The sequence below is a fragment of the Denitratisoma sp. agr-D3 genome, assembly GCF_054658675.1.
The window spans coordinates 374897-397422 of the sequence record NZ_BAAGIA010000001.1 but is presented as its reverse complement, the minus strand read 5'-3'; the positions used below and the strand labels follow the sequence as shown (position 1 = coordinate 397422).

The 22526-nt window shown below is 66.9% G+C and carries 20 protein-coding genes; 12 read left to right on the top strand and 8 right to left on the bottom strand.

Features of this window, described 5'->3' with window-relative positions; all coding sequences use genetic code 11:
* Window positions 1-54 precede the first annotated feature (54 nt).
* From pdxA to ACYQ2U_RS01920, 3 genes are read right to left on the bottom strand one after another with little or no spacing between them, the layout of a single operon-like run.
* Window positions 55-1011: a 4-hydroxythreonine-4-phosphate dehydrogenase PdxA gene (gene pdxA, locus ACYQ2U_RS01930; RefSeq protein WP_459948644.1), complete on the bottom strand. Its 957-nt coding sequence runs from the start codon at window positions 1009-1011 to the stop codon at window positions 55-57.
* Window positions 983-2308 (bottom strand): peptidylprolyl isomerase, encoded by a 1326-nt coding sequence (locus tag ACYQ2U_RS01925; RefSeq protein ID WP_459948643.1) that lies wholly within the window; start codon window positions 2306-2308, stop codon window positions 983-985. Before ACYQ2U_RS01925 ends, pdxA begins: the two co-directional genes overlap by 29 nt.
* Window positions 2305-5556 (bottom strand): LPS-assembly protein LptD, encoded by a 3252-nt coding sequence (locus ACYQ2U_RS01920; RefSeq protein ID WP_459948642.1) that lies wholly within the window; start codon window positions 5554-5556, stop codon window positions 2305-2307. The genes ACYQ2U_RS01925 and ACYQ2U_RS01920 overlap by 4 nt, the downstream gene beginning before the upstream one ends.
* Before the next feature lie 161 nt (window positions 5557-5717).
* On the opposite strand from ACYQ2U_RS01920, the gene ACYQ2U_RS01915 reads away from it, so the two are divergent.
* The 9 genes from ACYQ2U_RS01915 (at window position 5718) to hemF (ending at window position 15611) form a co-directional block, all read left to right on the top strand.
* Entirely contained in the window at window positions 5718-6764 is a 1047-nt protein-coding gene (locus tag ACYQ2U_RS01915; RefSeq protein ID WP_459948641.1) for an aminoglycoside phosphotransferase family protein, read from the top strand.
* A gap of 135 nt (window positions 6765-6899) precedes the next feature.
* Entirely contained in the window at window positions 6900-7580 is a 681-nt protein-coding gene (murU, locus tag ACYQ2U_RS01910; protein WP_459948640.1) for an N-acetylmuramate alpha-1-phosphate uridylyltransferase MurU, read from the top strand.
* Entirely contained in the window at window positions 7577-8896 is a 1320-nt protein-coding gene (locus ACYQ2U_RS01905) for an aminopeptidase P N-terminal domain-containing protein (RefSeq protein ID WP_459948639.1), read from the top strand. Before murU ends, ACYQ2U_RS01905 begins: the two co-directional genes overlap by 4 nt.
* A complete protein-coding gene (locus tag ACYQ2U_RS01900) occupies window positions 8896-10113 on the top strand; it encodes an FAD-dependent monooxygenase (RefSeq protein ID WP_459948638.1) in 1218 nt (405 codons plus the stop codon). Before ACYQ2U_RS01905 ends, ACYQ2U_RS01900 begins: the two co-directional genes overlap by 1 nt.
* Before the next feature lie 131 nt (window positions 10114-10244).
* The gene (dusB, locus tag ACYQ2U_RS01895; RefSeq protein ID WP_459948637.1) at window positions 10245-11276 is read left to right on the top strand and encodes a tRNA dihydrouridine synthase DusB; all 1032 of its coding nucleotides are present in this window, start codon (window positions 10245-10247) and stop codon (window positions 11274-11276) included.
* A 26-nt stretch (window positions 11277-11302) separates the two neighbouring features.
* Complete coding sequence (locus ACYQ2U_RS01890) at window positions 11303-11533, top strand: Fis family transcriptional regulator (RefSeq protein ID WP_459948636.1); 231 nt, start codon at window positions 11303-11305, stop codon at window positions 11531-11533.
* Between the two features lie 90 nt (window positions 11534-11623).
* The gene (purH, locus tag ACYQ2U_RS01885; RefSeq protein WP_459948635.1) at window positions 11624-13204 is read left to right on the top strand and encodes a bifunctional phosphoribosylaminoimidazolecarboxamide formyltransferase/IMP cyclohydrolase; all 1581 of its coding nucleotides are present in this window, start codon (window positions 11624-11626) and stop codon (window positions 13202-13204) included.
* A 21-nt stretch (window positions 13205-13225) separates the two neighbouring features.
* Window positions 13226-14497 (top strand): phosphoribosylamine--glycine ligase, encoded by a 1272-nt coding sequence (purD, locus tag ACYQ2U_RS01880; RefSeq protein ID WP_459948634.1) that lies wholly within the window; start codon window positions 13226-13228, stop codon window positions 14495-14497.
* Between the two features lie 193 nt (window positions 14498-14690).
* Window positions 14691-15611 carry an oxygen-dependent coproporphyrinogen oxidase gene (gene hemF / locus ACYQ2U_RS01875; protein ID WP_459948633.1) on the top strand — a complete coding sequence of 307 codons (921 nt, stop codon included), beginning with the start codon at window positions 14691-14693 and terminating at the stop codon, window positions 15609-15611.
* 22 nt (window positions 15612-15633) lie between these two features.
* On the opposite strand, the gene ACYQ2U_RS01870 is transcribed toward hemF, so the two are convergent.
* The 5 genes from ACYQ2U_RS01870 to ACYQ2U_RS01850 all read right to left on the bottom strand — a co-directional run bounded on the left by ACYQ2U_RS01870 (window position 15634) and on the right by ACYQ2U_RS01850 (window position 20483).
* Entirely contained in the window at window positions 15634-16800 is a 1167-nt protein-coding gene (locus ACYQ2U_RS01870) for a heme biosynthesis HemY N-terminal domain-containing protein (RefSeq protein WP_459948632.1), read from the bottom strand.
* Complete coding sequence (locus ACYQ2U_RS01865) at window positions 16800-17921, bottom strand: uroporphyrinogen-III C-methyltransferase (RefSeq protein ID WP_459948631.1); 1122 nt, start codon at window positions 17919-17921, stop codon at window positions 16800-16802. Before ACYQ2U_RS01865 ends, ACYQ2U_RS01870 begins: the two co-directional genes overlap by 1 nt.
* A complete protein-coding gene (locus ACYQ2U_RS01860) occupies window positions 17918-18709 on the bottom strand; it encodes a uroporphyrinogen-III synthase (protein ID WP_459948630.1) in 792 nt (263 codons plus the stop codon). Before ACYQ2U_RS01860 ends, ACYQ2U_RS01865 begins: the two co-directional genes overlap by 4 nt.
* A gap of 22 nt (window positions 18710-18731) precedes the next feature.
* The gene (gene hemC, locus ACYQ2U_RS01855) at window positions 18732-19679 is read right to left on the bottom strand and encodes a hydroxymethylbilane synthase (RefSeq protein WP_459948629.1); all 948 of its coding nucleotides are present in this window, start codon (window positions 19677-19679) and stop codon (window positions 18732-18734) included.
* A gap of 69 nt (window positions 19680-19748) precedes the next feature.
* A complete protein-coding gene (locus ACYQ2U_RS01850; protein WP_459948628.1) occupies window positions 19749-20483 on the bottom strand; it encodes a YdcF family protein in 735 nt (244 codons plus the stop codon).
* A gap of 135 nt (window positions 20484-20618) precedes the next feature.
* On the opposite strand from ACYQ2U_RS01850, the gene ACYQ2U_RS01845 reads away from it, so the two are divergent.
* The 3 genes from ACYQ2U_RS01845 to fliW are packed head-to-tail and all read left to right on the top strand — an operon-like array spanning window position 20619 to window position 22505.
* Window positions 20619-21269 carry a DUF2802 domain-containing protein gene (locus ACYQ2U_RS01845; protein WP_459948627.1) on the top strand — a complete coding sequence of 217 codons (651 nt, stop codon included), beginning with the start codon at window positions 20619-20621 and terminating at the stop codon, window positions 21267-21269.
* Complete coding sequence (locus ACYQ2U_RS01840) at window positions 21238-22056, top strand: SPOR domain-containing protein (protein ID WP_459948626.1); 819 nt, start codon at window positions 21238-21240, stop codon at window positions 22054-22056. Before ACYQ2U_RS01845 ends, ACYQ2U_RS01840 begins: the two co-directional genes overlap by 32 nt.
* A 5-nt stretch (window positions 22057-22061) precedes the next feature.
* Complete coding sequence (fliW, locus tag ACYQ2U_RS01835) at window positions 22062-22505, top strand: flagellar assembly protein FliW (protein WP_459948625.1); 444 nt, start codon at window positions 22062-22064, stop codon at window positions 22503-22505.
* Window positions 22506-22526: the final 21 nt, after the last annotated feature.

The window sequence follows — 22526 nt, the reverse complement described above, 5'->3', positions numbered from 1 at the left end:
GGGGGGGCGACGATTCGGTTCTGCCCTGCGGGCAGAAAATTCGTTCGCTGATCTTCATACTTGTCTGGCCACGATGTCCGCCGCCATGTTGACCGCAGCGAACAGGCTGCCGGGATCGGCCCGGCCGGTGCCGGCCAGATCCAGGGCCGTGCCGTGGTCCACCGAGGTACGCAGGATGGGCAGGCCCAGGGTGATGTTTACGCCTTCCTCGAAGGCGGCGTACTTGAGCACGGCCAGGCCCTGGTCGTGGTACATGGCCACCTGGGCGTGGGAGCCGGCCAGGACCTTGCGGGTGAACAGGGTGTCGGCGGGCAAGGGCCCCACCAGGTCCATGCCCTCGGCCTGCAAGCGGGCGATAGCGGGGGCGATGACCTCGATTTCCTCGCGCCCCATGTGGCCGCCCTCGCCGGCATGGGGATTGAGGCCGGCCACCAGGATGCGGGGCTGGGCGATGCCGAACTTGGCTTGCAGGTCGTGGTGGACGATGCGCACGGTGGCGATCACTTCCGCCGCGGTGATGGCGGCGGGCACGTCCTTGAGGGCCAGGTGGGTGGTGACCAGGGCGACATGGAGGCCGCCGCCGGCCAGCATCATGACCACCTTGGCCGTGCCGGTTTTTTCCGCCAGGTACTCGGTGTGGCCGCTGAAGGGGATGCCGGCATCGTTGATGACGCCCTTGTGCACCGGCGCCGTGACCATGGCGGCGAACTCACCGGCCTGGCAGCCCGCCAGGGCTTGATCCAGCAAGGCCATGACGTAGGGCGCGTTGGCGGGGTCGAGGCGGCCGGGAACGCTGGGGGCACAGAGGGGCACGTGGCGGATGTCGAGTCCGGCGGTGGTCTTGCCCAGCAGGCGGGCGCGGGCTTCGAGCAGGTCCCGGTCGCCGAGAATGGTCACCGGCCGAGGGGTGTCGGCGCCAGCCAGGGCCAGGCACAGTTCCGGGCCGATGCCGGCCGGTTCGCCGCTGGTGACGACGAGGGGTTTATTTGTCGTCAAGCCGGTACTCGACATAGGCCCGGTCCCGTACCTGCCGCAGCCAGTCGTCGTAGGCCTCGTCGGCCTTGCGCTCGCGCAGGGCCTGACGCGCGGCCAGGCGCTTGCGCTCGGGGGAGCCTTCGTCGGTGCGGCGCTCGAGCACCTGGATCAGGTGGTAGCCGAAGGGCGACTTGATCGGCTGGCTGATCTCGTTGATCTTGAGGGCGTCCATGGCCTTCTCGAACTCGGGCACGGTATCGCCCTGGTTCAACCAGCCCAGGTCGCCACCCTTGGCGGAGGACAAGTCGTTGGAATGGAGCTTGGCCAGCTCGGCGAAGCTGCCGCCGTTGACGATGCGCTCCCGCAGCACTTCCAGCTTGCGCTTGGCCTCGCTGTCGGACACCAGTTCGTTCACCTTGATCAGGATGTGGCGGGCGTGGGTCTGGGGAATGGCGGGCAAGGCATCGGCGCCGCCCTTGCGTTCCAGCAGCTTGACGATGTGGAAACCGGCGGGACTGCGCAGCACCTCGCTCACCTCGCCGGGCTTGAGTTTTTGCGCGGCGTCGGCGTAGAGGCCCGGCAGACGGTCCTTGGGACGCAGGCCGATGACGCCGCCGGCCATGGCGTCGCCGGCGTCGGAAAAGGCCGCCGCCACCTTGGCGAAGGGCTCACCCCGGCGTAACTGGGCCATGGCCTGGTCGGCCTTGTTGCTGAGTCGGGTCAACTGCTCCACGGTTGCCTGCTCCGGCGCCCGAATCAGGATGTGGGCCAAATTGAACTGGACGTCAGCATCGCCATTGGCCGACATATTGGCCAGGTAGTTGTCCACCTCGCCGTCGGTGACCACCACCCGGGCGTCCACCTCCCGCTCCCGCAGGCGGGCCATGAGGATTTCATTGCGCACCTCGTCGCGGAAACGGCTCCAGCGCACGCCGTCCTTCTCCAGACGGGAGCGGAACTCGGCAATGGGCAGACGGTTGGCGTCGGCGATGCGACGCAGGGCGGCGTCCAGCTCGCCGTCGCTGACGCTGATGCCGCTCTCCCGGGCCATCTGCAACTGGGCGCGGTCCACGATCAAACGCTCCAGGATCTGACGGGTGAGCACGGCGCGGTCGGGCAAGGGCGTGTTCTGGCTCTTCAGTTGCCGCTCTACGCCGAGCACCCGGGCGTTGAGTTCGGACAGGGTCACCACGTCGTCGTTGACCACGGCCACCAACCGGTCCGCCTCGATGGGGACCTGGGCCTGGACCGGCAGGGCGACGGGCAAGGACAGGGTCGCCGCCAACAATAAAGTACGCATGGGGTTCATGAAAGCCATAAAGGAAGAAGTCATGGTTGGTCGCTTTCCTCGTCATCCGGTTCCACCACCTTGTCGTAACCGGACACGCTGCGGCGCAGGAGGTTCATAGGGCTGGAACCTAGACTGGAGAAGCCGTTCAACTGCAATTGAACGAAGAAGGTACTGTTGATCTGCCCGGTGGTGGTGGCCACCCGCTGCACGACGAAGCGCACCGCCCAACAGGCCTCGTTGTATTCCATGCCGAGGATGTTTTCCACCAATTTCTTGTCCCGGAAGGAATAGTTGTAGCGGCCCACGGCCGACCAGTTGTTGCTCACCGGCCACTGGCCGGAGACGTCCACCTGATGCAGCAGGTCGCGGCTGAAGCGATAGCCGGCGTTGAGCAGGCGGGCGGTTTCCGGCTGGTAGCGCATACCCAGGTTGAAACGCTCCACACGCTTGTCCCGGGGGTTGTACTGGATCGCGCTGTCCAGACTGGTGCTCTTTTCCATCTGCACAGTCAAAGCCCCCAGATAGTCCGCCAAGTGACCACTACGGGGCGTCTGCCCCGGCAGTACCACGGACTGATCGGAGAAGTACCAGCGCTGGCCCGCGGCCACCTTGACCAACTCAGCCCCGGTGTTGGGACTGATCAGGCGGGAAGACACGGCCAGTGTGGCCTGGTTGGCGTCGGCGATGCGGTCGCCGCCGGAAAAGGAATTCTCGGCGAAGATCTGGGCGAAATTGAAGTCGGCGACACCGGTATCGAACACCGGATAGTTGCTCTGGTCCCGTAGAGGAACACGCAGGTAGTAGAGCCTCGGCTCCAGGGTCTGGATCAGGGCCCGACCGTTGAAGGAGGTGTCCCGCTCGAACACCAGACCGCTGTCCACGCTGACGATGGGCACGGAACGGGTGAGGGAATCCGGGGTGCCCACCGCCTGTTGACTCAACTGATACCGGGTGTTGTGAATCCCTACCTTGGGGGTGACGTAGAACGAGGCCGTCTGCAGGGGCAGGGACAGCTGCGGGTAGGCCGTGGTGCGCTGGCCCTGGACCAGGGTCTTGTCCGGATTGCTGAAGGAAACGTACTCGCCGCTAAGGTTGAACGCCAGGCCCAAAGGCAGGTCGGGGCGGCTGGCGTTCAGCGTGACCTGGGGCAGGCGCTCATAGGGACTGGTCACGGTGGTGCCCGCAGGGCGCAAGGTCTGATAGCGCTGGACCAGGACATTGGTACTCCACCAGCCCGCACCGTAGCTCAGGTTCCCCTGGCGGACCAGATTAGTCTGGGCGATGGTGGTCACTGACGAGGACATGTCATTGAAATAGTCGTCATCTGAGACGCCATTCAGATTCAAGTTGCCGGCGAAACCATAACCGAAACTCTGTGTGTGGTTCAGACTGAATGCATGCCGGCTGCGACCGGTCAACTTATCGTTGGACAGGTATTCGCCGTTAAAGGTGCCGATATAGCTGGGGCCGACCACGCTAGGCACGTTATTGCCGATATAGCGGAATTCCCCCCGCCACTGGGTGCCCCGCTTGGCCATGATCCGCGGGGCGATGGTCGCGTCCATTTCGGGCGCGATGTTCCAATAGTAGGGCGTGGAAAACTCTATGCCCGCATTGGTGGTACTGCCCCAGGTGGGCGAAAGGAAGCCGCTCTTGCGCTGGCGGTTGAGGGAAAAGTCCAGCCAGGGGGCATAGAGCAGGGGAACGCCCTTGAAATAGACCGTCGCGTCCCGGGCCTCGCCGATGCTGTTTTCGTAGTTCAGGTCCAGGCTGGCCACCTTGGCAAACCAGTCCTGGCCTTCGCCGGGAACGCAACTGGAGTAGGTGGCATTGTCCAGGTGATAGTGATCCTCGCCCTGGAACTCCAGGCGGGAGGCCGTGCCATAACCAGGCAGAGCCGGCCCCATGGAGGGTTGACGGGTCGCGGAGGGCTTGGGATCCATGCGGAACACCGGGGATTCGAAGTAGCCGACACTGTCCCCCAGTTTCAGCTTGAGATGGGGACCGCTCATCTCGTCGCCTTCCCGGGTCAGGATCACGTTGCCGGTGGCCTCCACCTCGTCCTCTTTTTCGCGGAAGATGATCTCGTCCCCGCGCAAGCGGCTGTCGGCCTTGATCAGGTCGGCGTTGCCCTTGGCCACCGCCTGGACACCGCTGGTGCCGTCGATGCGGTCGGCGGTGACGTAGACCGGCACGGTCTTGCGATCCTTGGCGGCGCCGGCATAGACCGGCGGCAGATAGACGCCGCCCGCCACCGCGCTGGGCACCACGGACAATTTCGGCTGCGGCTTGCCAGCCTTCTTGGCCTCGGTCGCCGCCAGCACAGGTGTTTCCTGGGGGGCTTGCGCAGGGGCGGCGATGCGATCCGCCGGGTCGAGCAGGGCGGGATCGACGCGGAAGGCTTCCATGTTGCGCGCCAGGCCATGGCCGGCCCGGGCCGGTTCGCCAGTCGGGATGGCCGTCGGCGTGCGCGCATCCACCACGGCGGACTCGGGCATGACCTGGCCCGGCACCAGGGCACCCTTGCGGCCCGGGGCGGGACGGGCGGTTGCCGGTGCGGCGGCAGTGGCCGCGGGTGTCGGCTCGGGCCGGGCCACCGCCGTCGCCGTGACCTCGGCGTCCGACGGCAAGCCCAAGAGGGCCGGATCGACCCGGAACACCGTCATGTTGCGGGCCACGCCAGCGGAAGCAGGCTGCGCCGGTGCGGCGGCTGCCGGTGCCGCTTGAGGCGCCGCATTAGTCGCCGTTGCCGTCGTTACCGAGGGTGGCGTGGTAACGGGACTTGTCGCCACGGGTGCAGGAGCAGCTGCCGGAGTCGCCGGCGGAACCGCCGCCACGGCAGGCGACGGTTGCACGGTTTTGTCGCCTCGGCGCTTGCCGGCCTTGGCCGTCCTGGCTTGTCTGGTAGTGGGTACGGCGACCGAAGCAGGCGTCGCCACTTCGGCCACGGCCGGCGAAGCCGTCGCGGGTGCCGGGTTCGTCGCGGACGCAGACGATGGTGTTGATACAGGCGCCGTCGGCGCGACAGGGGAAGTGTTCGGGGGCAGACTGTCGACCGCAGGCTCGGCAACACGTGCCGTCTTTTTATCCGGTGCAGTGCCGGCAGCAGTACTGGCGGCCGGTGGCGTCGCGGCCGGCGCTTCCACCGGCTTGGCCGCAGGCAGACCCAGCAGCTCGGGATCCACGGCGAAGGGCGGCAGGTCGGCGGCACGGGCGGCCAGGGACGGAACGCCGCCGAGGGCGGCCGCGAGCGCGAGAATGCTGAATTGTCCGCGGGGCAAACGAAGCATGGAGTTCCGGCGTTAGGGTTCAGGACGGACCATGACGAACAGGGTGGCAGAGTATCCGCGCCGGATGCCCACCGAGGCTGCCCACTGTCTGGCCGATGCTAGAATTTTGCATTCTAACATCAGCAACATAGCGCCCCCGCCGGGAGCGCAAGCAAATCCCCATGGAAAGACAACAGCGCATCGAGTCCTGGCTCGGCCATTTGTGGCCCGGCCTTTCCTTCACCCTCGCCCCCGCCTCCGCCGACGCCAGCTTCCGCCGCTACTTCCGCGCCAGCCGCAGTGACGGCGCGACCCGGATCGTCATGGACGCCCCCCCCGCCCACGAGGACGTCAAACCCTGGCTCCACGTGCAGCAACTGTTCGAGGCCGCCGGCGTCCATGTGCCCACGGTGGAGGCCCAGGACGTGGAACAGGGCTTCCTGCTACTGTCCGACCTGGGGAGCACCACCTACCTGTCCGCCCTCGACCCGGATCATCCCGCCGCCGCACGGGGGCGCTACCTGGACGCGGTGGATGCCCTGATCCGCATCCAAGCCGCCAGCCAGCCTGGCCAATTGCCGGACTACGACCGGGCCTTGCTCAAGCGCGAGTTGGATCTGTTCCCCGACTGGTACCTGGCCAAGCACGTCAACCTGGCCCTTGACGACAAGCTGCGCCAAGGACTGGAAAGCACCTTCGAAAAAATCATGGCGGTGAACCTGGCCGAACCCAAGGTTTACGTACACCGCGACTACCACTCGCGCAACCTCATGGTGGCGCCCCCCGGCCAGGCCAATCCCGGCATCATCGACTTTCAGGACGCCGTCTACGGCCCCATCAGCTACGACCTGGTCTCCCTGTTCAAGGATGCCTACATCGAGTGGGAGGAGGAAATCGTCCTCGACTGGCTGATCACCTATTGGGAACGGGCGCGCAAGGCCGGCCTGCCCATCAACAGCGACTTCGCCAGCTTCCATCGGGATTTCGAATGGATGGGCGTACAACGCCATCTCAAGGTGCTGGGCATCTTCGCCCGCCTCTATCACCGCGACGGCAAGGACGGCTACCTCAAGGACATGCCCCTGGTGGCCCACTACCTGCGCAAGGCCGTGACCCGCTACGACGAACTGTCCCCCCTGCGCAAGGTGCTGGATCTGGTGGAAAACAAGATCACGGTGCTCGGCTACACCATGGACCAACAGGCGGTAAAAGGTGCCCACGGCAAGTAAGCCCCCAGCCCAAGCGAAGCGAGGGCTCCAACTCCGTCACCCCCGCCCCGGGGCGGGGGCCGGGGGGTGGGGGGCCACACCCTTAGCGTTCGCCGCCCACCAAACATGCACCACACGCCCCTACGGAGCAAACCCATGAAAGCCATGGTACTAGCCGCAGGCCGCGGCGAACGCATGCGCCCCCTGACCGACCACACGCCCAAGCCCCTGCTTGCCGTCGGCGGCAAGCCCCTCATCGTCTGGCACCTGGAACGCCTGGCGGCGGCGGGCTTCAAGGAGGTGGTCATCAACCATGCCCACCTCGGCCAGCAGATCGAAGACGCCCTGGGCAACGGTAGCCAGTTCGGCCTTGCCCTGCACTACTCCGCGGAACCGCCCGGCGCTCTGGAAACCGCCGGCGGCATCGTCCAGGCCCTGCCCCTGCTTGGCGACGCGCCCTTCCTGGTGATCAACGGCGACATCTTCTGCGACTGGGATGTCGGCGCCGCACAGACGGTCCTGGCCGGAGACGACCTCGCCCACCTGGTGCTGGTGTCCAATCCCGACCACCACCCCGGCGGCGACTTCGCCCTCCGCCATGGCCGCGTCGAGGACGGGGACGGTCCCCGCCTCACCTTTGCCGGCATCGGCGTCTATCGTCCCAGCCTGTTCGCCGGCCTGGTGGCGGGCCAACCGGCCAAGCTGGCCCCCCTGTTGCGCGCCGCCATGAAAGCAGGCAAGGTGTCCGGCCAATGGCACCCAGGCCGTTGGGTGGACGTGGGCACGCCCCAACGCCTGGACGATCTCGACCGCCTCCTGAAAGCACAACAACCATGACCGCCGCCTTCGACCCAACGCCCTTCGCCGCCCGCCGCCAGCGCCTGCTCCAGGCCATGGGCAGCGGCGTGGCCATCGTTCCCACCGCCCCCGAGCAGACCCGCAACCGGGACACCCACTACCCCTACCGCGCCGACAGCTACTTTCATTATCTGTCCGGCTTTCCCGAACCCGAAGCGGTCATCGTGCTGATTGCCGGCGACGCCCCCAAGAGCATCCTCTTTTGTCGCGACAAGCACGAGGAAAGGGAAATCTGGGACGGCTACCGCTACGGCCCCGATGGCGCCCGGGAGACCTTCGCCTTCGACGAGGCCCACGCCATCGACACCCTGGACGCCAAGCTGCCCGAATTGCTCGCCGATCAGCCCGTGCTGTGGACCGGTCTCGGCTTCGACCCGGCCTGGGATACCCGCGTCACCACCGCCCTCAACGCCGTGCGCGGCCAGGCACGGGCCGGCAAGCGGGCACCGGAGACCCTGCGCAATGTGCGCGCCCTGCTGGACGACATGCGTCTGGTCAAGGACGCGGTGGAACTGGACATCATGGCCCGGGCTGCGCGCATTTCCGCCGCCGCTCACTGCCGCGCCATGGCCTTCACCCGCCCCGGCTGCTTTGAATACGAGATTGAGGCCGAGCTGCTGCACGAATTCCGTCGCCACGGCAGCCCCTATCCCGCCTATCCCTCCATCGTCGCCGCCGGCGCCCATGCCTGCGTCCTGCACTACGTGGACAACGACGGCCCGGTCGCCGACGGCGACCTGGTGCTGATCGACGCCGGCTGCGAACTGGCCGGCTACGCCTCCGACATCACCCGCACCTACCCGGCCAACGGCCGCTTCAGCGGACCGCAACGGGACATCTACCAGTTGGTGCTGGCGGCCCAACTGGCCGCCGAGGCCGCCACCCGCCCCGGCAACAGCTTCATGGCCCCCCACGACGCCGCGCTGGGCGTGCTGGTGGACGGCCTGTGCCAACTCAAGCTGCTGCCGGGCTCCTCGGCGGAAGCCCTGGAGAGCGGCAGCTACAAACGTTTCTACATGCACCGCACCAGCCACTGGCTGGGCAGGGATGTACACGATGCCGGCGAATACAAGGACGGCGAGCAATGGAAAACCCTTCAGCCCGGCATGGTCCTGACCCTGGAACCGGGCTGCTACATCCGTCCGGCGGACGACGTGCCGCAAGCCTTCTGGAACATCGGCGTGCGCATCGAGGACGACGCCGTGGTCACTGCCGACGGCTGCCGCCTGCTGACCCGGGACGTGCCCGTGGCGGCGGATGAGATCGAGGCCTTGATGCGGGACGCACGGCGCTAATGGTGAAAAACCTGTCTCCTGAAACGAGCGCAAGCGGGCAATACCTCACTGCCCCCCACGCTACCGTGGCCATTGCCGGCGGCGGTGCCGCCGGCCTCGCCCTGGCCCTGGCCCTGCATCGCCACGGCCTGACGGCGGAAGTTTTCGACGCGGTCCCGGCCGGGGCCGGTCTGGCCGACAAACGCACCCTCGCCCTGTCCCACGGCTCGGCCCAGACCCTGGACTGGCTGGGCGTCTGGCCCGTGCTGAAAAACAAAACCGCCCCCATCGCCACCATCCACGTCTCCCAACAGGGCGGTCTCGGCCGCACCCGCATCAGCGCCGCGGAACAAGGTGTGGCGGCCCTGGGTTACGTCTGTCCCGCCGCCGACTTGCTGGCCGCCCTGCACCAGGCCGTACAGGAGAGGGGCGTCCCGATACGCCACGATCACCGCGTTGAGGCCGCCACCGCCACGACGAACGGCATCCGCTTTCAGGCGGACGACAAGGAATGGTCGGCCGCCCTGCTCGCCTATGCGGAAGGGGCCGTGGACAACGGCCCCCACCTGCGTCAGCGGGACTATGGGCAACACGCCGTCACCTGCACTGCCACCCTGGCCCGGCCCCATGGCGGCTGCGCCTGGGAACGCTTCACCGTGCACGGCCCGGTGGCCCTGCTGCCGATCAAGGCGGAAGAAGCGCCGCAGTCATCCGTCGCCGTGGTCTACACCTGCCCGGCGAGCGAAGCAGCAGCCTTGCAAACCCTGGATGACGCGGCTTTCCTGCGCCAGCTCAACGCCGCGTTCAATGGGCGGCTGAAAATCGAAGGGGTCACGCCTCGCTTCCGCTTTCCCCTGGGCCTGCGCTACCGGGACAGCACCGTCGACCAATGTCAGGTCTGGCTCGGCAACGCGGCCCAGACCCTGCACCCAGTGGCCGGTCAGGGCTACAACCTGGCCTTGCGGGATATCCGCGACCTGGCCCGCACCCTGGCGGAAGGCCGCGATGCCGGGCTGGCCCTGGGCGATCCGGTCACCCTGGCCCGCTACGTCGCCCGCCGCCGCGTCGACCGGCGCGGCACCATCGGTTTCACCGACGGCCTGGTGCGGCTCTTCAGCAACGACAATGCGGCTCTGCACCATGCCCGCGGCGCGGGACTGCTGGCCCTGGACCTGCTGCCGCCCCTGCGCCGCTTCGTCGCCAACCGCATGATGTTCGGCGCCCGGGCCTATCCCTGAAACGTCGGCGGACGTCCACGACGGTGGCATTCCGTCGTGACGTAATGCCATTTCAGTCTATGCCGGGACTGCCCATTTTTTAGGCAAGCGGTGTAGAATCCGCCCCCTCCCCCATTCGCCCTGACCTGACCATGGAATTCGCCGGCTTCACGCTGCGGAACAATCTCTTCGTTGCGCCCATGGCCGGGGTGACGGACCGCCCCTTCCGGGTCCTGTGCAAGAAGCTGGGCGCCGGGTTGGCGGTATCCGAAATGGTGACCTCCAACTCCCTGCTGTACGGCAGTGCCAAGACCCGGCGCCGCGCCAACCACGAGGGCGAGGCCGACCCCATTTCCGTCCAGATCGCCGGTGCCGATCCGAAAATGATGGCCGAGGCCGCCAAGCACAACGTGGACAACGGCGCCCAGATCATCGACATCAACATGGGCTGCCCGGCCAAGAAGGTGTGCAACGTCATGGCGGGCTCCGCCCTGATGCAGGACGAGGCCCTGGTGGCCCGCATCCTCGAGGCCGTGGTCGGTGCCGTGCCGAACACCCCGGTCACCCTCAAGTTCCGCACCGGTTGGAACCGGGAAAACAAGAACGCCCCCACCATCGCCCGCATCGCCGAACAGAGCGGCATCCGCGCCGTGGCCATCCACGGTCGCACCCGGGCCGACCAATACCGGGGCGAGGCCGAATACGAAACCATCGCCCTGGTCAAATCCCTGATCAAGATCCCGGTGATCGCCAACGGCGACATCACCACCCCGCAAAAAGCCAAACACGTGCTCCAGGCCACCGGCGCCGACGGCGTCATGATCGGCCGCGCCGCCCAGGGCCGTCCCTGGCTGTTCCGCGAAATCGAACACTACCTGGCCACCGGCGAGCTGATGCCCGCGCCCAAGGTGGAGGAAATCCACCGCATCCTGCGCGAACACCTGACGGACCTTTATGCCTTCTACGGCGAGGACAGCGGCGTCAAGATCGCCCGCAAGCACATCAGCTGGTACACCAAGGGCCTGGTGGGTTCCGCTCAGTTCCGCTTTGCCATGAACCAGTTGGCCACGGTGGACGAGCAACTGACCGCCACCGACGAATTTTTCCAGCTGCAAAGCGCCGCCCACGAGCGGCTCGTATACCAGGACGACGATAACGACAACGAGGAAGCGCTCGCCGCCTGAGCGCCTAATTAGAAAAAGAGAACCACATGAGTGCCGAACTTTCCGACTGCGTACGGCGGTCCTTGAACCGCTATTTCCGCGATCTTGACGGGCAGCAGCCCCACGCCGTTTACGACATGGTGTTGTCCATGGTGGAGCAGCCCATGCTCGAGGTGGTCATGAAGCAGGCCAACGGCAACCAAAGCGCGGCCGCCGAGATCCTCGGCATTAACCGCAACACCCTGCGCCGAAAACTCAGCGAGTACGGCTTGCTTTAACCCCGATCCGAACCGGCGGCATCGCCAGCGGGCAACTGCTCCACCACCGGCGCCGCTCCTCCTTCTTTTCTTCCCATACGACCGAAGACCATGAAAGTTACCCAGGCCCTCATCAGCGTTTCCGACAAGACCGGCATCCTCGAGTTCGCCCAGGCCCTGCACCAACTGGGAATCAAGCTGCTGTCCACCGGCGGTACCGCCAAGCTGCTGCGGGACGCCGGCCTCCCCGTGACCGACGTGTCCGACTACACCGGCTTCCCCGAAATGCTCGACGGCCGGGTCAAGACCCTGCATCCCAAGGTGCACGGCGGCATCCTCGGCCGGCGCGACCTGGACGAGCACAAGAGCACCATGGAAGCCCACGGCATTCCCCGCATCGACCTGGTGGTGGTGAACCTCTATCCCTTCCGCGAGACCGTGGCCAAGCCCGGCTGCACCCTGGATGACGCCATCGAGAACATCGACATCGGCGGCCCCGCCATGGTCCGCGCCGCCGCCAAGAACCACGGCAATGAAAAGGGCGGCGTCGGCATCGTCACCGACCCCGAGGACTACAGCGTCATCATCGACGAACTGGAATCCGACGGCTGCGTGCTGACCTACCGCACCCGTTTCGAACTGGCGAAGAAGGCCTTCGTGCACACTGCCCGTTACGACTCCGCCATCGCCAACTGGCTCACCAGCCTGGACGAAGCCAACAAGCCCGGCCCCTTCCCCGACCAGTTGCAACTGGCCTTCGACAAGGTGGAAACCCTGCGCTACGGCGAGAACCCCCATCAGGTCGCGGCTTTCTACCGGGAACCCAACCCGATCCCGGGCACCATCGCCAGCTATCACCAGTTGCAGGGCAAGGAACTGTCCTATAACAACATCGCCGATGCGGACGCCGCCTGGGAATGCGTCAAGGCCTTCGATCCCGCCGCCGGCCCCGCCTGCGTCATCGTCAAGCACGCCAACCCCTGTGGCGTGGCCCTGGCCCCCAGCGCCGAAGCCGCCTACCGCAAGGCCTTCAGCACCGATCCCACCTCGGCCTTTGGCGGCATCATCGCCTTCAACGTGGCCATCGACAAGGCCGCGGCGGAAGCCATCGCCGGCCAGTTCGCCGAAGTGATCATCGCCCCGGCAGTCACTGAAGAAGCCCGTGCCGTGTTCGGTGCCAAGCAGAACCTGCGCGTGCTGATCGTTCCCCTCGGCAAGAACACGGGCGCCTTCGACTACAAGCGCGTCGGTGGTGGCCTGCTGGTGCAAAGCGCCGACGAAGCCCGTATCACCGTGGCCGACCTCAAGGTGGTGACCAAGCGTGCCCCCACCGAACAGGAAATGAACGACTTGCTGTTCGCCTGGCGCGTGGCCAAGTACGTCAAGTCCAACGCCATCATCTACTGCAAGGACGGCATGACCGTGGGCGTCGGCGCCGGCCAGATGAGCCGCGTGGACTCCGCCCGCATCGCTGCCATCAAGGCCGAAAACGCCAAGATGACGGTGAAGGGTTCCGTAGTGGCTTCCGATGCCTTCTTCCCCTTCCGTGACGGTCTCGACGTGCTGGCCCAGGCCGGCGCCACCGCTGTGATCCAGCCCGGCGGCTCCATGCGTGACGCCGAAGTGATCGCCGCCGCCGACGAGCAAAACGTCGCCATGGTGTTCACCGGCTTCCGCCACTTCCGCCACTAAACCAGGAACAAGGACGGTCCCATGAAAATCCTCGTCATCGGCTCCGGTGGTCGCGAACACGCCCTGGCCTGGCGCCTGGCCCAGTCGCCCAAGGTGCAGAAGATCTATGTCGCCCCCGGCAACGCCGGTACGGCCCGGGAAGACGGCATCGAGAACGTGCCCCTCACCGCCATTCCCGATTTGGTGGCCTTCGCCCAGAAGGAAGGCATCCACGCCACCGTGGTGGGCCCCGAGGCGCCCCTGGCTGCCGGCGTGGTGAACGCCTTCCGCGCCGCCGACCTGCGCATCTTCGGCCCCAGCAAGGAAGCGGCCCAACTGGAAAGCTCCAAGGATTTCGCCAAGCAGTTCATGACCCGGCACAACATCCCCACGGCCAAGTTCCAGACCTTCACCGACATCCAGGCTGCCCACGCCTACATCGACGCCGAGGGCGCCCCCATCGTCATCAAGGCCGACGGCCTCGCTGCCGGCAAGGGCGTCGTGGTGGCCATGAACCTGGCCGAGGCCCACGCCGCCATCGACGACATGCTCTCCGGCAACAAGCTGGGCGATGCCGGCAGCCGCGTGGTGATCGAGGAATTCCTCGACGGCGAGGAAGCCAGCTTCATCGTCATGGCCGACGGCAAGCACGCCCTGGCCATGGCCACCAGCCAGGACCACAAGCGTCTGCTGGACGGCGACCAGGGCCCCAACACCGGCGGCATGGGCGCCTACTCCCCGGCGCCGGTCGTCACGCCCCAGATCCACGCCAAGGTCATGCGCGAGGTGATCATGCCCACCATTCGCGGCATGGAAGCCGACGGCATCCTGTTCACCGGCTTCCTCTACGCCGGCCTGATGATCAAGCCCGACGGCAGCCTCAAGGTGCTGGAATTCAACTGCCGCTTCGGCGACCCGGAAACCCAGCCCATCATGATGCGTCTGAAGAGCGACTTCACCGATCTGATCGACGCCGGCATCGACGGCAAGCTGGACCAGGTGGAGGCCGAATGGGACCGCCGCGTCGCCCTGGGCGTGGTGATGGCCGCCGGCGGTTACCCGGACAATCCGAAGAAGGGCGACGTGATCCACGGTCTGCCTGCTAAAGCTTTCGACGACGCCCACGTGTTCCACGCCGGCACTACCGACAACAACGGTCATGTCGTCACCAACGGTGGTCGCGTGCTCTGCGTTACCGCCCTCGGCGACACCGTCAAGCTGGCGCAGAACCGGGCCTACGAAGTGACCGAGGCCATCGCCTTCGATGGTGCCCAGTATCGTCGGGACATTGGCTACCGCGCGATCAAGCGCTAACGCGCTTGTAAAACTCGACCCGCCCCTCCCCCTTCGACAAGCTCAGGGCAGGCCAAGCTCCCCTCGCGGGGAGGTTTCTGGTTAGTTCGCTACGCTCACGTAAGACTTTCGGTACCTCCCAGCCCGCGCAGACGGGCGCTTATCCCTAATACCCACGGGCCGCGCTGCGGCCCGTGTCACAGAGAGCCCCGCCATGGATACCAAACTCCTCAAGCAATACTTCACCGGCCTCCAGGACCGTATCGTCGGCGCCCTGGAACAGTTCGATGGGCAAGCCTTCCTCACCGACAGCTGGGTCCGCCCCGAAGGCGGCGGCGGCAAGTCGCGGCTGATTGAGGAAGGGAATTTCTTCGAACGGGGCGGCGTCAATTTCTCCCACGTCACCGGCACCAAGCTGCCCCCCTCGGCCACCGCCCATCGCCCCGAACTGGCGGGCCGTTCCTGGGAGGCCATGGGGGTTTCCCTGGTGCTGCACCCGCGCAATCCCTACTGCCCCACTTCCCACGCCAATGTGCGCTGCTTCATCGCCAGCAAGGAAGGGGAGGAACCAGTCTGGTGGTTCGGTGGCGGCATGGACCTGACGCCCTACTACGGCTTCGAAGAGGATGCCCAACACTTCCACCGCACCTGCCGTGATGCCCTGGCGCCCTTCGGCGGCGACGTCTATCCCAAGTACAAGAAGTGGTGCGACGAGTATTTCTTCCTCAAGCACCGCAACGAACCCCGTGGCATCGGCGGCGTGTTCTTCGACGACCTGAACGAAGCCGGTCCCGGCGGTGCCACGGCCTTCGACCGCTGCTTCGCCCTGACCCAGGCAGTAGGCGACAACTTCGTCAAGGCCTACCTGCCCATTCTGGAAAAACGCCGTGACATCGCCTACGGCGAGCGGGAACGGGACTTCCAGGCCTATCGCCGCGGTCGCTATGTGGAATTCAATCTGGTTTGGGACCGGGGCACCCTGTTCGGTCTGCAATCCGGCGGTCGCACCGAATCCATTTTGATGTCCCTGCCGCCCATCGTGAAATGGCGCTACGACTGGCATCCCGAGGCCGGTAGCGCCGAGGAAAAACTCTACGCGGACTTTCTCCGTCCCCGCGACTGGACGGCGGACTGAACCGCTGCCCGTTGATGGCGGCTCAGGCGGTGGCCGCGGCCCGGTAGTGGCGGTTGGCTTCCTCGCTGCGGTCCAGGCGATCCAGCAGGCGAGCCAATTCCACATGGGTGGCGCGGTCGGGTTCCACCGATAGGGACGCCTCCAGATAGCTCTGGGCCTTGCCCCAGAGCTCCCGCTGGCGGCACAGGCGGCCCAGGGTTAGCAGCAGGGCCGCATCCCGGGGATGGTCGTGCAGCCACTTTTCGCCGTGGGAAATGCGCCCCAGCACGTCGCCGCCCTCGGCCTCGCCGTAGAGCAGCACCAGCTTGGCGTCCCACTGTTCCGCCAAGGCCGCTTCGATGATGCGGGCGGCCTCGGTCACGTTGTCCACCTTCAACAGGGCCTTGGCCAGGGAGTAGGCCACGGCGGGATCGTTGCGGTCGGCTTCCTCCATGTTGCGCACATAGCGCTCCAGGGTGTCGGTGTCGCCGTCCAACTTGTCAACGATGGCCCGGTGGGCCCGTCGCCGCAACACGGCCGCCTGGTCGGCGGTCATGGCCTTGTGTTTCTCCAGCTGGCGCAGGATGCGCAGGGCGCCCTGCCAGTTGCCCAGGCCTTGCTGGGTACGCAGGGACAGGCGCAGGGCGGCGATATGGCGCCCGCTTTCCCGGTTCAGTTGATCCAATACCAACTTGGCCTTGTCGAAGTCCTGGCTTTCCACCGCCATCACCGCCTCGACCATCAGCCGGGCGTGGTGGATGTCGCCGTCGTGGGCAGCCGCCCGCTCGGACCAGAGGGCCTGGCGCTCATCGTCCCGCATCAACTGGGCGGAACGGGCCGCCAACAGGGCTGCCAATCCCGGCGCGTGACCGGCGTCGAAAGCCGCCTCGGCCCGCTTCAACGATTGGCTGTAACGGCCCTCCAGCAGCAGGCGCATGGCGTCGCGCAGGGCCGACTCGGCCTGGCCCTGGCTGCGCCGGGCGCGAAAGGCCACCACCTGGGCCGGCAAGCGGGCCATGGCGCCGATGGCGCGCAGGGTCCAATAGGCCAGGGCGAAACCGGCCAGTAACAACAGGATCAGGAAATTAAGGGATACCTCCACCCGCCAGGGCGGCAACACCAACAGGGCGTAACCGTCGTTGTAGCTGGCGGCGAGGGACAGGCCCACCGCCAGGGCCGCCAGGACCAGCAACCAGAGCAGGGTACGCATCAGCCGGCTCCCAACGCGGCGCGGGCCGGGGCGTTCGCGCCGTCCAGGGCGCCCAACTCCTTGCCCTTGGCGCGGTTGGCGGCCGGCGCCGCCTCCTTGCCCTTGATCAATTTGAAGTTGCGCACTGCCGCCAGGGTTTCATCCAGGTTGGGCAGGTCCCGGGCGATGTCCAGGGCCGTCAGGTTCTTGACCGTGGCCTGGGCGCTTTGCACCGCCTTGGTCCGGCCATCAAAGTAGCGGTCCAGCCATTCGCCGGCTTGGCGCAGGTCCTCGCGGAAACTGCGACCGTCCCGGGAGAGCAGGGCAAGACGGGCGTTCACCAGGCGCAGCTTGAGGTTCTCGCGCAGGAAGAAAGCCTGGTTGGGGGAAAGCAGGGTCGGGTCGCTGCGGTCCACCCGCTCCACCCGGATCAATTGCCGTAGTTCGTCCCAGAGATCGCTGCCCAGTCGTTCCCACCAGGCCGGCTCGGCCTTTTTCGTCGCGGCGCGAACCGGTGCCGGACGCTGTTCGAAGGCCAGGGGCAGGCCGTCCACGGCGGCCACCAGGCCCTCCAGGCGCAGGGCGATGCCGGAAACGTCGGCGTTGGGCAGGGCCTTGAGCTTGTCCATGTCCCGATTGATCAGCTTGCGCAGGGACAGGAACTGGGGCTGGGCCGCCCGGGCCAGACGGTTGTCGGCGCTTTGCAGGGCGATCAGGGCCGCCTCCACGTTGCCCGCCAGTTGCAGTTGCTGGGCGGCGATGGCGAGGGACTGCTCGATCTCGGTCAGCAAGCGCTCATCCCGGCTGCGGGACAGTTCCTGGTACATGGACTCCAAGGCCAATTGCTGGCTCTGGGCCTGGGCCAATTGGGACTCCAGCGCCCCCACCTTGCCTTGCAGGGTCGCCAAGGTTTCCTGTTGCTGCTTGACCAGGGCGCGGCTCTCCTGGACCGAGGCGTCGCCGGCGGCGAGGCGCTTGGCCAGTTCCTCCTGCACGTTGGACAGGCGGACGCGGGTCTCCAGCCATTGCCAGCCCAGCAGCGTCAGGGCGATGACGGCAATCAGCAGGGGCGGCTTGCGCAGGGCGGCCAGCAGGGAAAGACGGCGGGGGGAATGGATGGGTTTTTCAGGAGGCGTATTCATGATCTGCCAAGTGTCTCACAGTGTGCCAACAGGCCGCTGACCAGGCCGTCGTCGCCGGGGCCGGTGAGGACGACGTGCTTCATGCCCAGGGCGGCGGCCTGTTCGCCGATGCGGGCGTGGGGAACGAAGAGCGGGGTCTGTCGCAACCAGGTCTGGCCCAGCTTGCCCAGCATGTCGTAAAGATTGCGCAGGCCCTCGCTACTGGTGACGGTGACGGCATCCAGCTGGCCGTCGTTCCATAGTTTGAGCAGGGGCGCCGGCGATTGTTCCGGCTTGCCGCGACGGTAGCAGCTCACGTACTCCACCTCGGCGCCCCGTTGCTGCAAGGTATCCCCCAGCAACTCGCGACCGCCGTCGCCGCGAAAGACGACGACCTTCCAGCCCGCCACATCCTGCAATTCCGGCAGGGCCAGCAGGGCCTCGGAATCGAAGCGGTCCTGGGGGGCGATCACGTGCGTAATGCCGTGGCGGGCCAGGGCCTGCTCGCTGCTCTTGCCCACGGTGGCGGCCCGCAGCCCCGTCGGCCAGGAACGGCGGGCCAGGATGGGCGTCAGGGCATGGTCCACCGCATTGGGACTGACGAACACCGCCAGATCGAAACGCTCCAGACGGATCGCCGCGTCCAGCAAGGCTTGCAGGTCTTCCAGGGGGCGGATGGTGAGCACCGGAAACAGCACCGGCTGGGCGCCCAGGGCCACCAGGGCGTCGGCCAGATGGGTGGCCTGGCCGGCAGGGCGGGTGACGACAATGTGACGACCGGCCAGAGGCTTGCTCGCCGCGTTCGTCATGGCGGACGGCATCGGCCAGGAATCAGCGCGGCGCCTGACCCAATTCGGCCAGGATGTCGGCGGCGCCCTGGCGCCGCAGCTCTTCGGCCAGGGCCAGGCCGAGGGCCTCGGGGTCGGCGGCGTTGCCGGCCAGTTCGGCCCGGGTCATGCGCGTGCCGTCGGGGCTGGCGACGAAGCCCCGCAGCCAGAGCTGGTCGCAGCCGGCGTCATGGGGCACGGCGTAGGCGCCCAGGGGGACCTCGCAACTGCCAGCCAGGGCGCGGGAAACGGCCCGCTCGGCGCGCACGCAGGCAGCGGTCACGGCGTCGTTGAGGGGCGCCATCCAGGCCGCGACGTCAGTGCGGGACGCCAGGGCCTCGATGCCCAGAGCGCCCTGGCCGACGGCAGGCAGGGAATCCTCGGCCGGGATCGTGGCGCGGATGCGGTCCTTCAGTCCCAACCGGGTCAGGCCGGCGGCGGCGAGGATGATGGCGTCGTACTCGCCGCTGTCGAGCTTGCGCAGGCGGGTGTCCAGGTTGCCGCGCAGGGGCGATACCGCCAGATAGGGATAACGGGCGTGCAGCTGGGCCTCGCGGCGCAGGCTGGACGTGCCGACGACGGCACCCGGCGGCATGTCGTCCAGGCTGGCGTACTTGTTGGAGACGAAGGCGTCCTGGGGCACCTCGCGGGGACCAATGGCGACCAGGGCGAACTCGGGCTCCAGCACCATGGGCACGTCCTTCATGGAGTGCACCGCGATGTGGGCACTGCCGTCGAGCAGGGCCGTTTCCAGTTCCTTGACGAACAATCCCTTGCCGCCCACCTTGGCCAGGGGACGGTCGAGAATCTGGTCGCCGCGGGTGGTCATCCCCATCAGTTCGACGGCACAACCAGGGTAGAGGGCTTGCAGTAGGCTGCGCACGTGCTCGGCCTGCCACAAGGCCAAACGGGATTCGCGGGTGGCGATGACGATTTTTTCGGGAGTGCTCACGGGACGAGGGAACCGGACAAGTAATTGAAAAGGCGCGCGGATTCTAGCATCCGGGCAGGAGGACCGGCCTCAGGCGAGCAGGCGACCGGCCCATTCGTGCAGGGCCACGTAGCTGTCTTGCAGCGCCCCCGTCGACGGCAGCCAGGCCTCGATGCCCACCGGGCTAACGGCGAACATGGTCGGCGCCGCCACCACCGCCAGCCCCTCCGCCTCGAACAGGGGCACCGCCCGGGCCAGGTGGTAGGCGTGGGACACCAGGACGATGCGGCTTACCCCCGCCGCCTTCAGTTGCCGGGCCGAAAAGCGGGCGTTCTCCCGGGTATCCCGGGCCAGGTCCTCGACCCAGCGCACCGGCAACTTGAACTCCTGTAGCAACAGGGCCGCCATGGACCGGGCCTCGGCCCGACCGCCGGACACCGCTCCGCCCGTCACCAGCAACGGCAGCCCGCTATCCCGGGCCAGCTTGGCGCCGTAGCGCACCCGTTGCAGGCTGACGGCGGAGACCGTGTCCTCGCCGCCGTATTCCGGCGCGGCGTAATGGCTACCGCCCCCCAGAACGACGATGGCCTGGGCCTGGGCCAGGCGCGTGCCGTCCAGGGCCGGATAACGTTCCACCGAGCGGATCAACGCCGTCGCCACGACCGGCAGGGACAGGGCGATCAATAGGCCCTGGCCGAACAGGATGCAGGCGATCCCCAGACGGCGGCGCCGGGTCGCCAGCAGGGCCGCCCCGGCGAGGGTCGGCAGGGCCAGGCCCACGGGCGGAAAGAGCCAGGCCGTGAGCAGTTTTTTCAGCAGAAACATGATGGAAACCCCGCCTTGATTCGATGATTGACCCTTGCAGGCACCCCCTATTATCGACGCAGTCTGGCCTCGGTTTATCCTGGCCGGCAAGACACATTGAGCGGACCTTATTGATTGAACGGACGCGGCGAGGGAATGATCGACATCTACGCACTGGGACTGAAGGGCGGACTGATATTGGCGGCCATGATCGTGGCGGCCTATCTGCTGTTCACCTGGTTGCGGCTGCGCCAGATCAAGCGGCGCAAAGCCAAGGCCAAGGCCCTGGCCGCCGCCCGGCAGAAAGCCGCGGCGCCCCAGGCCCCCGCCCCGGCACCGGTCGCGATGACGGAAGACGATGACGAAGCCCTCGACGCGGTGATCTACACCCGGCCCCGCCCCGCCGTCCCGCCCCCCATGGCACCCGCCGCCGACCCGGGCTTCGCCACCCTGCTCGGTGAAAACCGGGAGCGCCAGCAGCCGGTGCGCAGCAGCGAAGTGCAGGCCCTGCGCGACGAGGTGGCCATGCTGCGCAACGCCCTGGCCGACATGCAGGAAGAAATGGACCGGTTGAAGGCGGCCCAGACCGTCTCGCCCCTTTACAACGAGGCCGTGGGCCTGGCCCAACACGGCATCGACGCCGAAGGCATTGCCGCCCGCTGCGGCATTTCCATCGCCGAGGCCCAGTTGGTGGCCGCCCTGGCCAGCCGGCAGGGCGCCGATGAACGCCTGCCGGACGACCCCTACGGCAACGACTACGGAACGGATGAACCCCATGGACGCCCAGGAAAACGATACGCTGCCTGAAGACGAGCTGCTGGACGAAGAAGACGCGATCCGGCGCCGCCTGGTCAATCGCATCGCCATCGCCGGCGTGATGATCGTCGCCCTGTTGGGCGGCCTCGCCATCGTCGATGCCCTCTACGTGCCGCCCGCACCGGCGCCCGCGCCGCAGATGGCCGCCCTGCCGGCCGAGGCCGACGCGGCCAAGGAAGAAACGAAGGAAGAAGCCAAGGCGACGGAGGCCGAACCCGAGAAAAAGGCCGAGAGCGAAACCGTCAAGGAAGAGGACAAGGCCCCCACCACCGTGGCCAAGGCCGAGCCCGCCCCGGAAAAACCCGCCCCCGAAGCCGTGCCCAGCCTGAACAAGGGCAGCAAGCCGATCAAGCCCATCACCCCGCCGGCCGAGGCCAAGCCGGCCACCATGGCCGGCGCCCTCAAGTCCGGCCCCGCCGCGCCACTGGCGGCCGCCCCCAAGAACGAACCGGCCCAGGCCGTCGCCCAGCGTCAGCTGCGCACCTCGCCGACGCCGACCTACGCCCACAACGCCCCGGCCTCGAAACCCTTGAGCCAGCCCGCCCAACCCGTGGCGGCGGATACGTCGCGCCGTTATCTGGTGCAGATGGGCGTCTTCAACAACGTGGCCAACGCCGAGGAGTTGCGCGGCAAGCTTGAAGCCGCCGGCGTGCCCGCCCACATCGAAGCCCGCGTCCAGGTGGGTCCCTTCGGCAGCAAGGAAGAAGCCGAGGCCGCACGCGTCAAAATCGCCGCCCTGGGTCTCGATCCGGGCATTCTCATGGCCACCAAGAAGTGATCCCTATGTCCAATTCCGTGACCCATATCGACAGCCCCCGCTTCGGCACCCTCGAGGTCAGCCCCGAGCGCATCATCGATTTCCCCGCGGGCATTCCCGGCTTCGACGAGATGCACCGCTTCAGCCTGTTCCATCCCGAAGGCGAGGACCCCAAGTACTTCATCCTCCAGTGCCTGGACCATCCCGAGGTGGCCTTCAACATCGCCGATCCGGCCCGTTTCGGCTTCAGTTATGAAATCGCCCTGTCCGACGAGGAAAGCGCCATCCTGGGTCTCGACGACCCGGCCGACGCGGTGGTGGCGGTCCTGCTGCTCAAGGAAGCCGAAAGTGGCCAGCCCCTGCGGGCCAACCTCCAGGCACCGTTGATCCTCAACCTGAAAACCCGCAAGGGCCTTCAGCATGTATTCTCTCGCCTCGACTATCAGGTCACCCTGAAGGGCAGCAAGTAAGCCCTCAACAAGCCCTTAGCC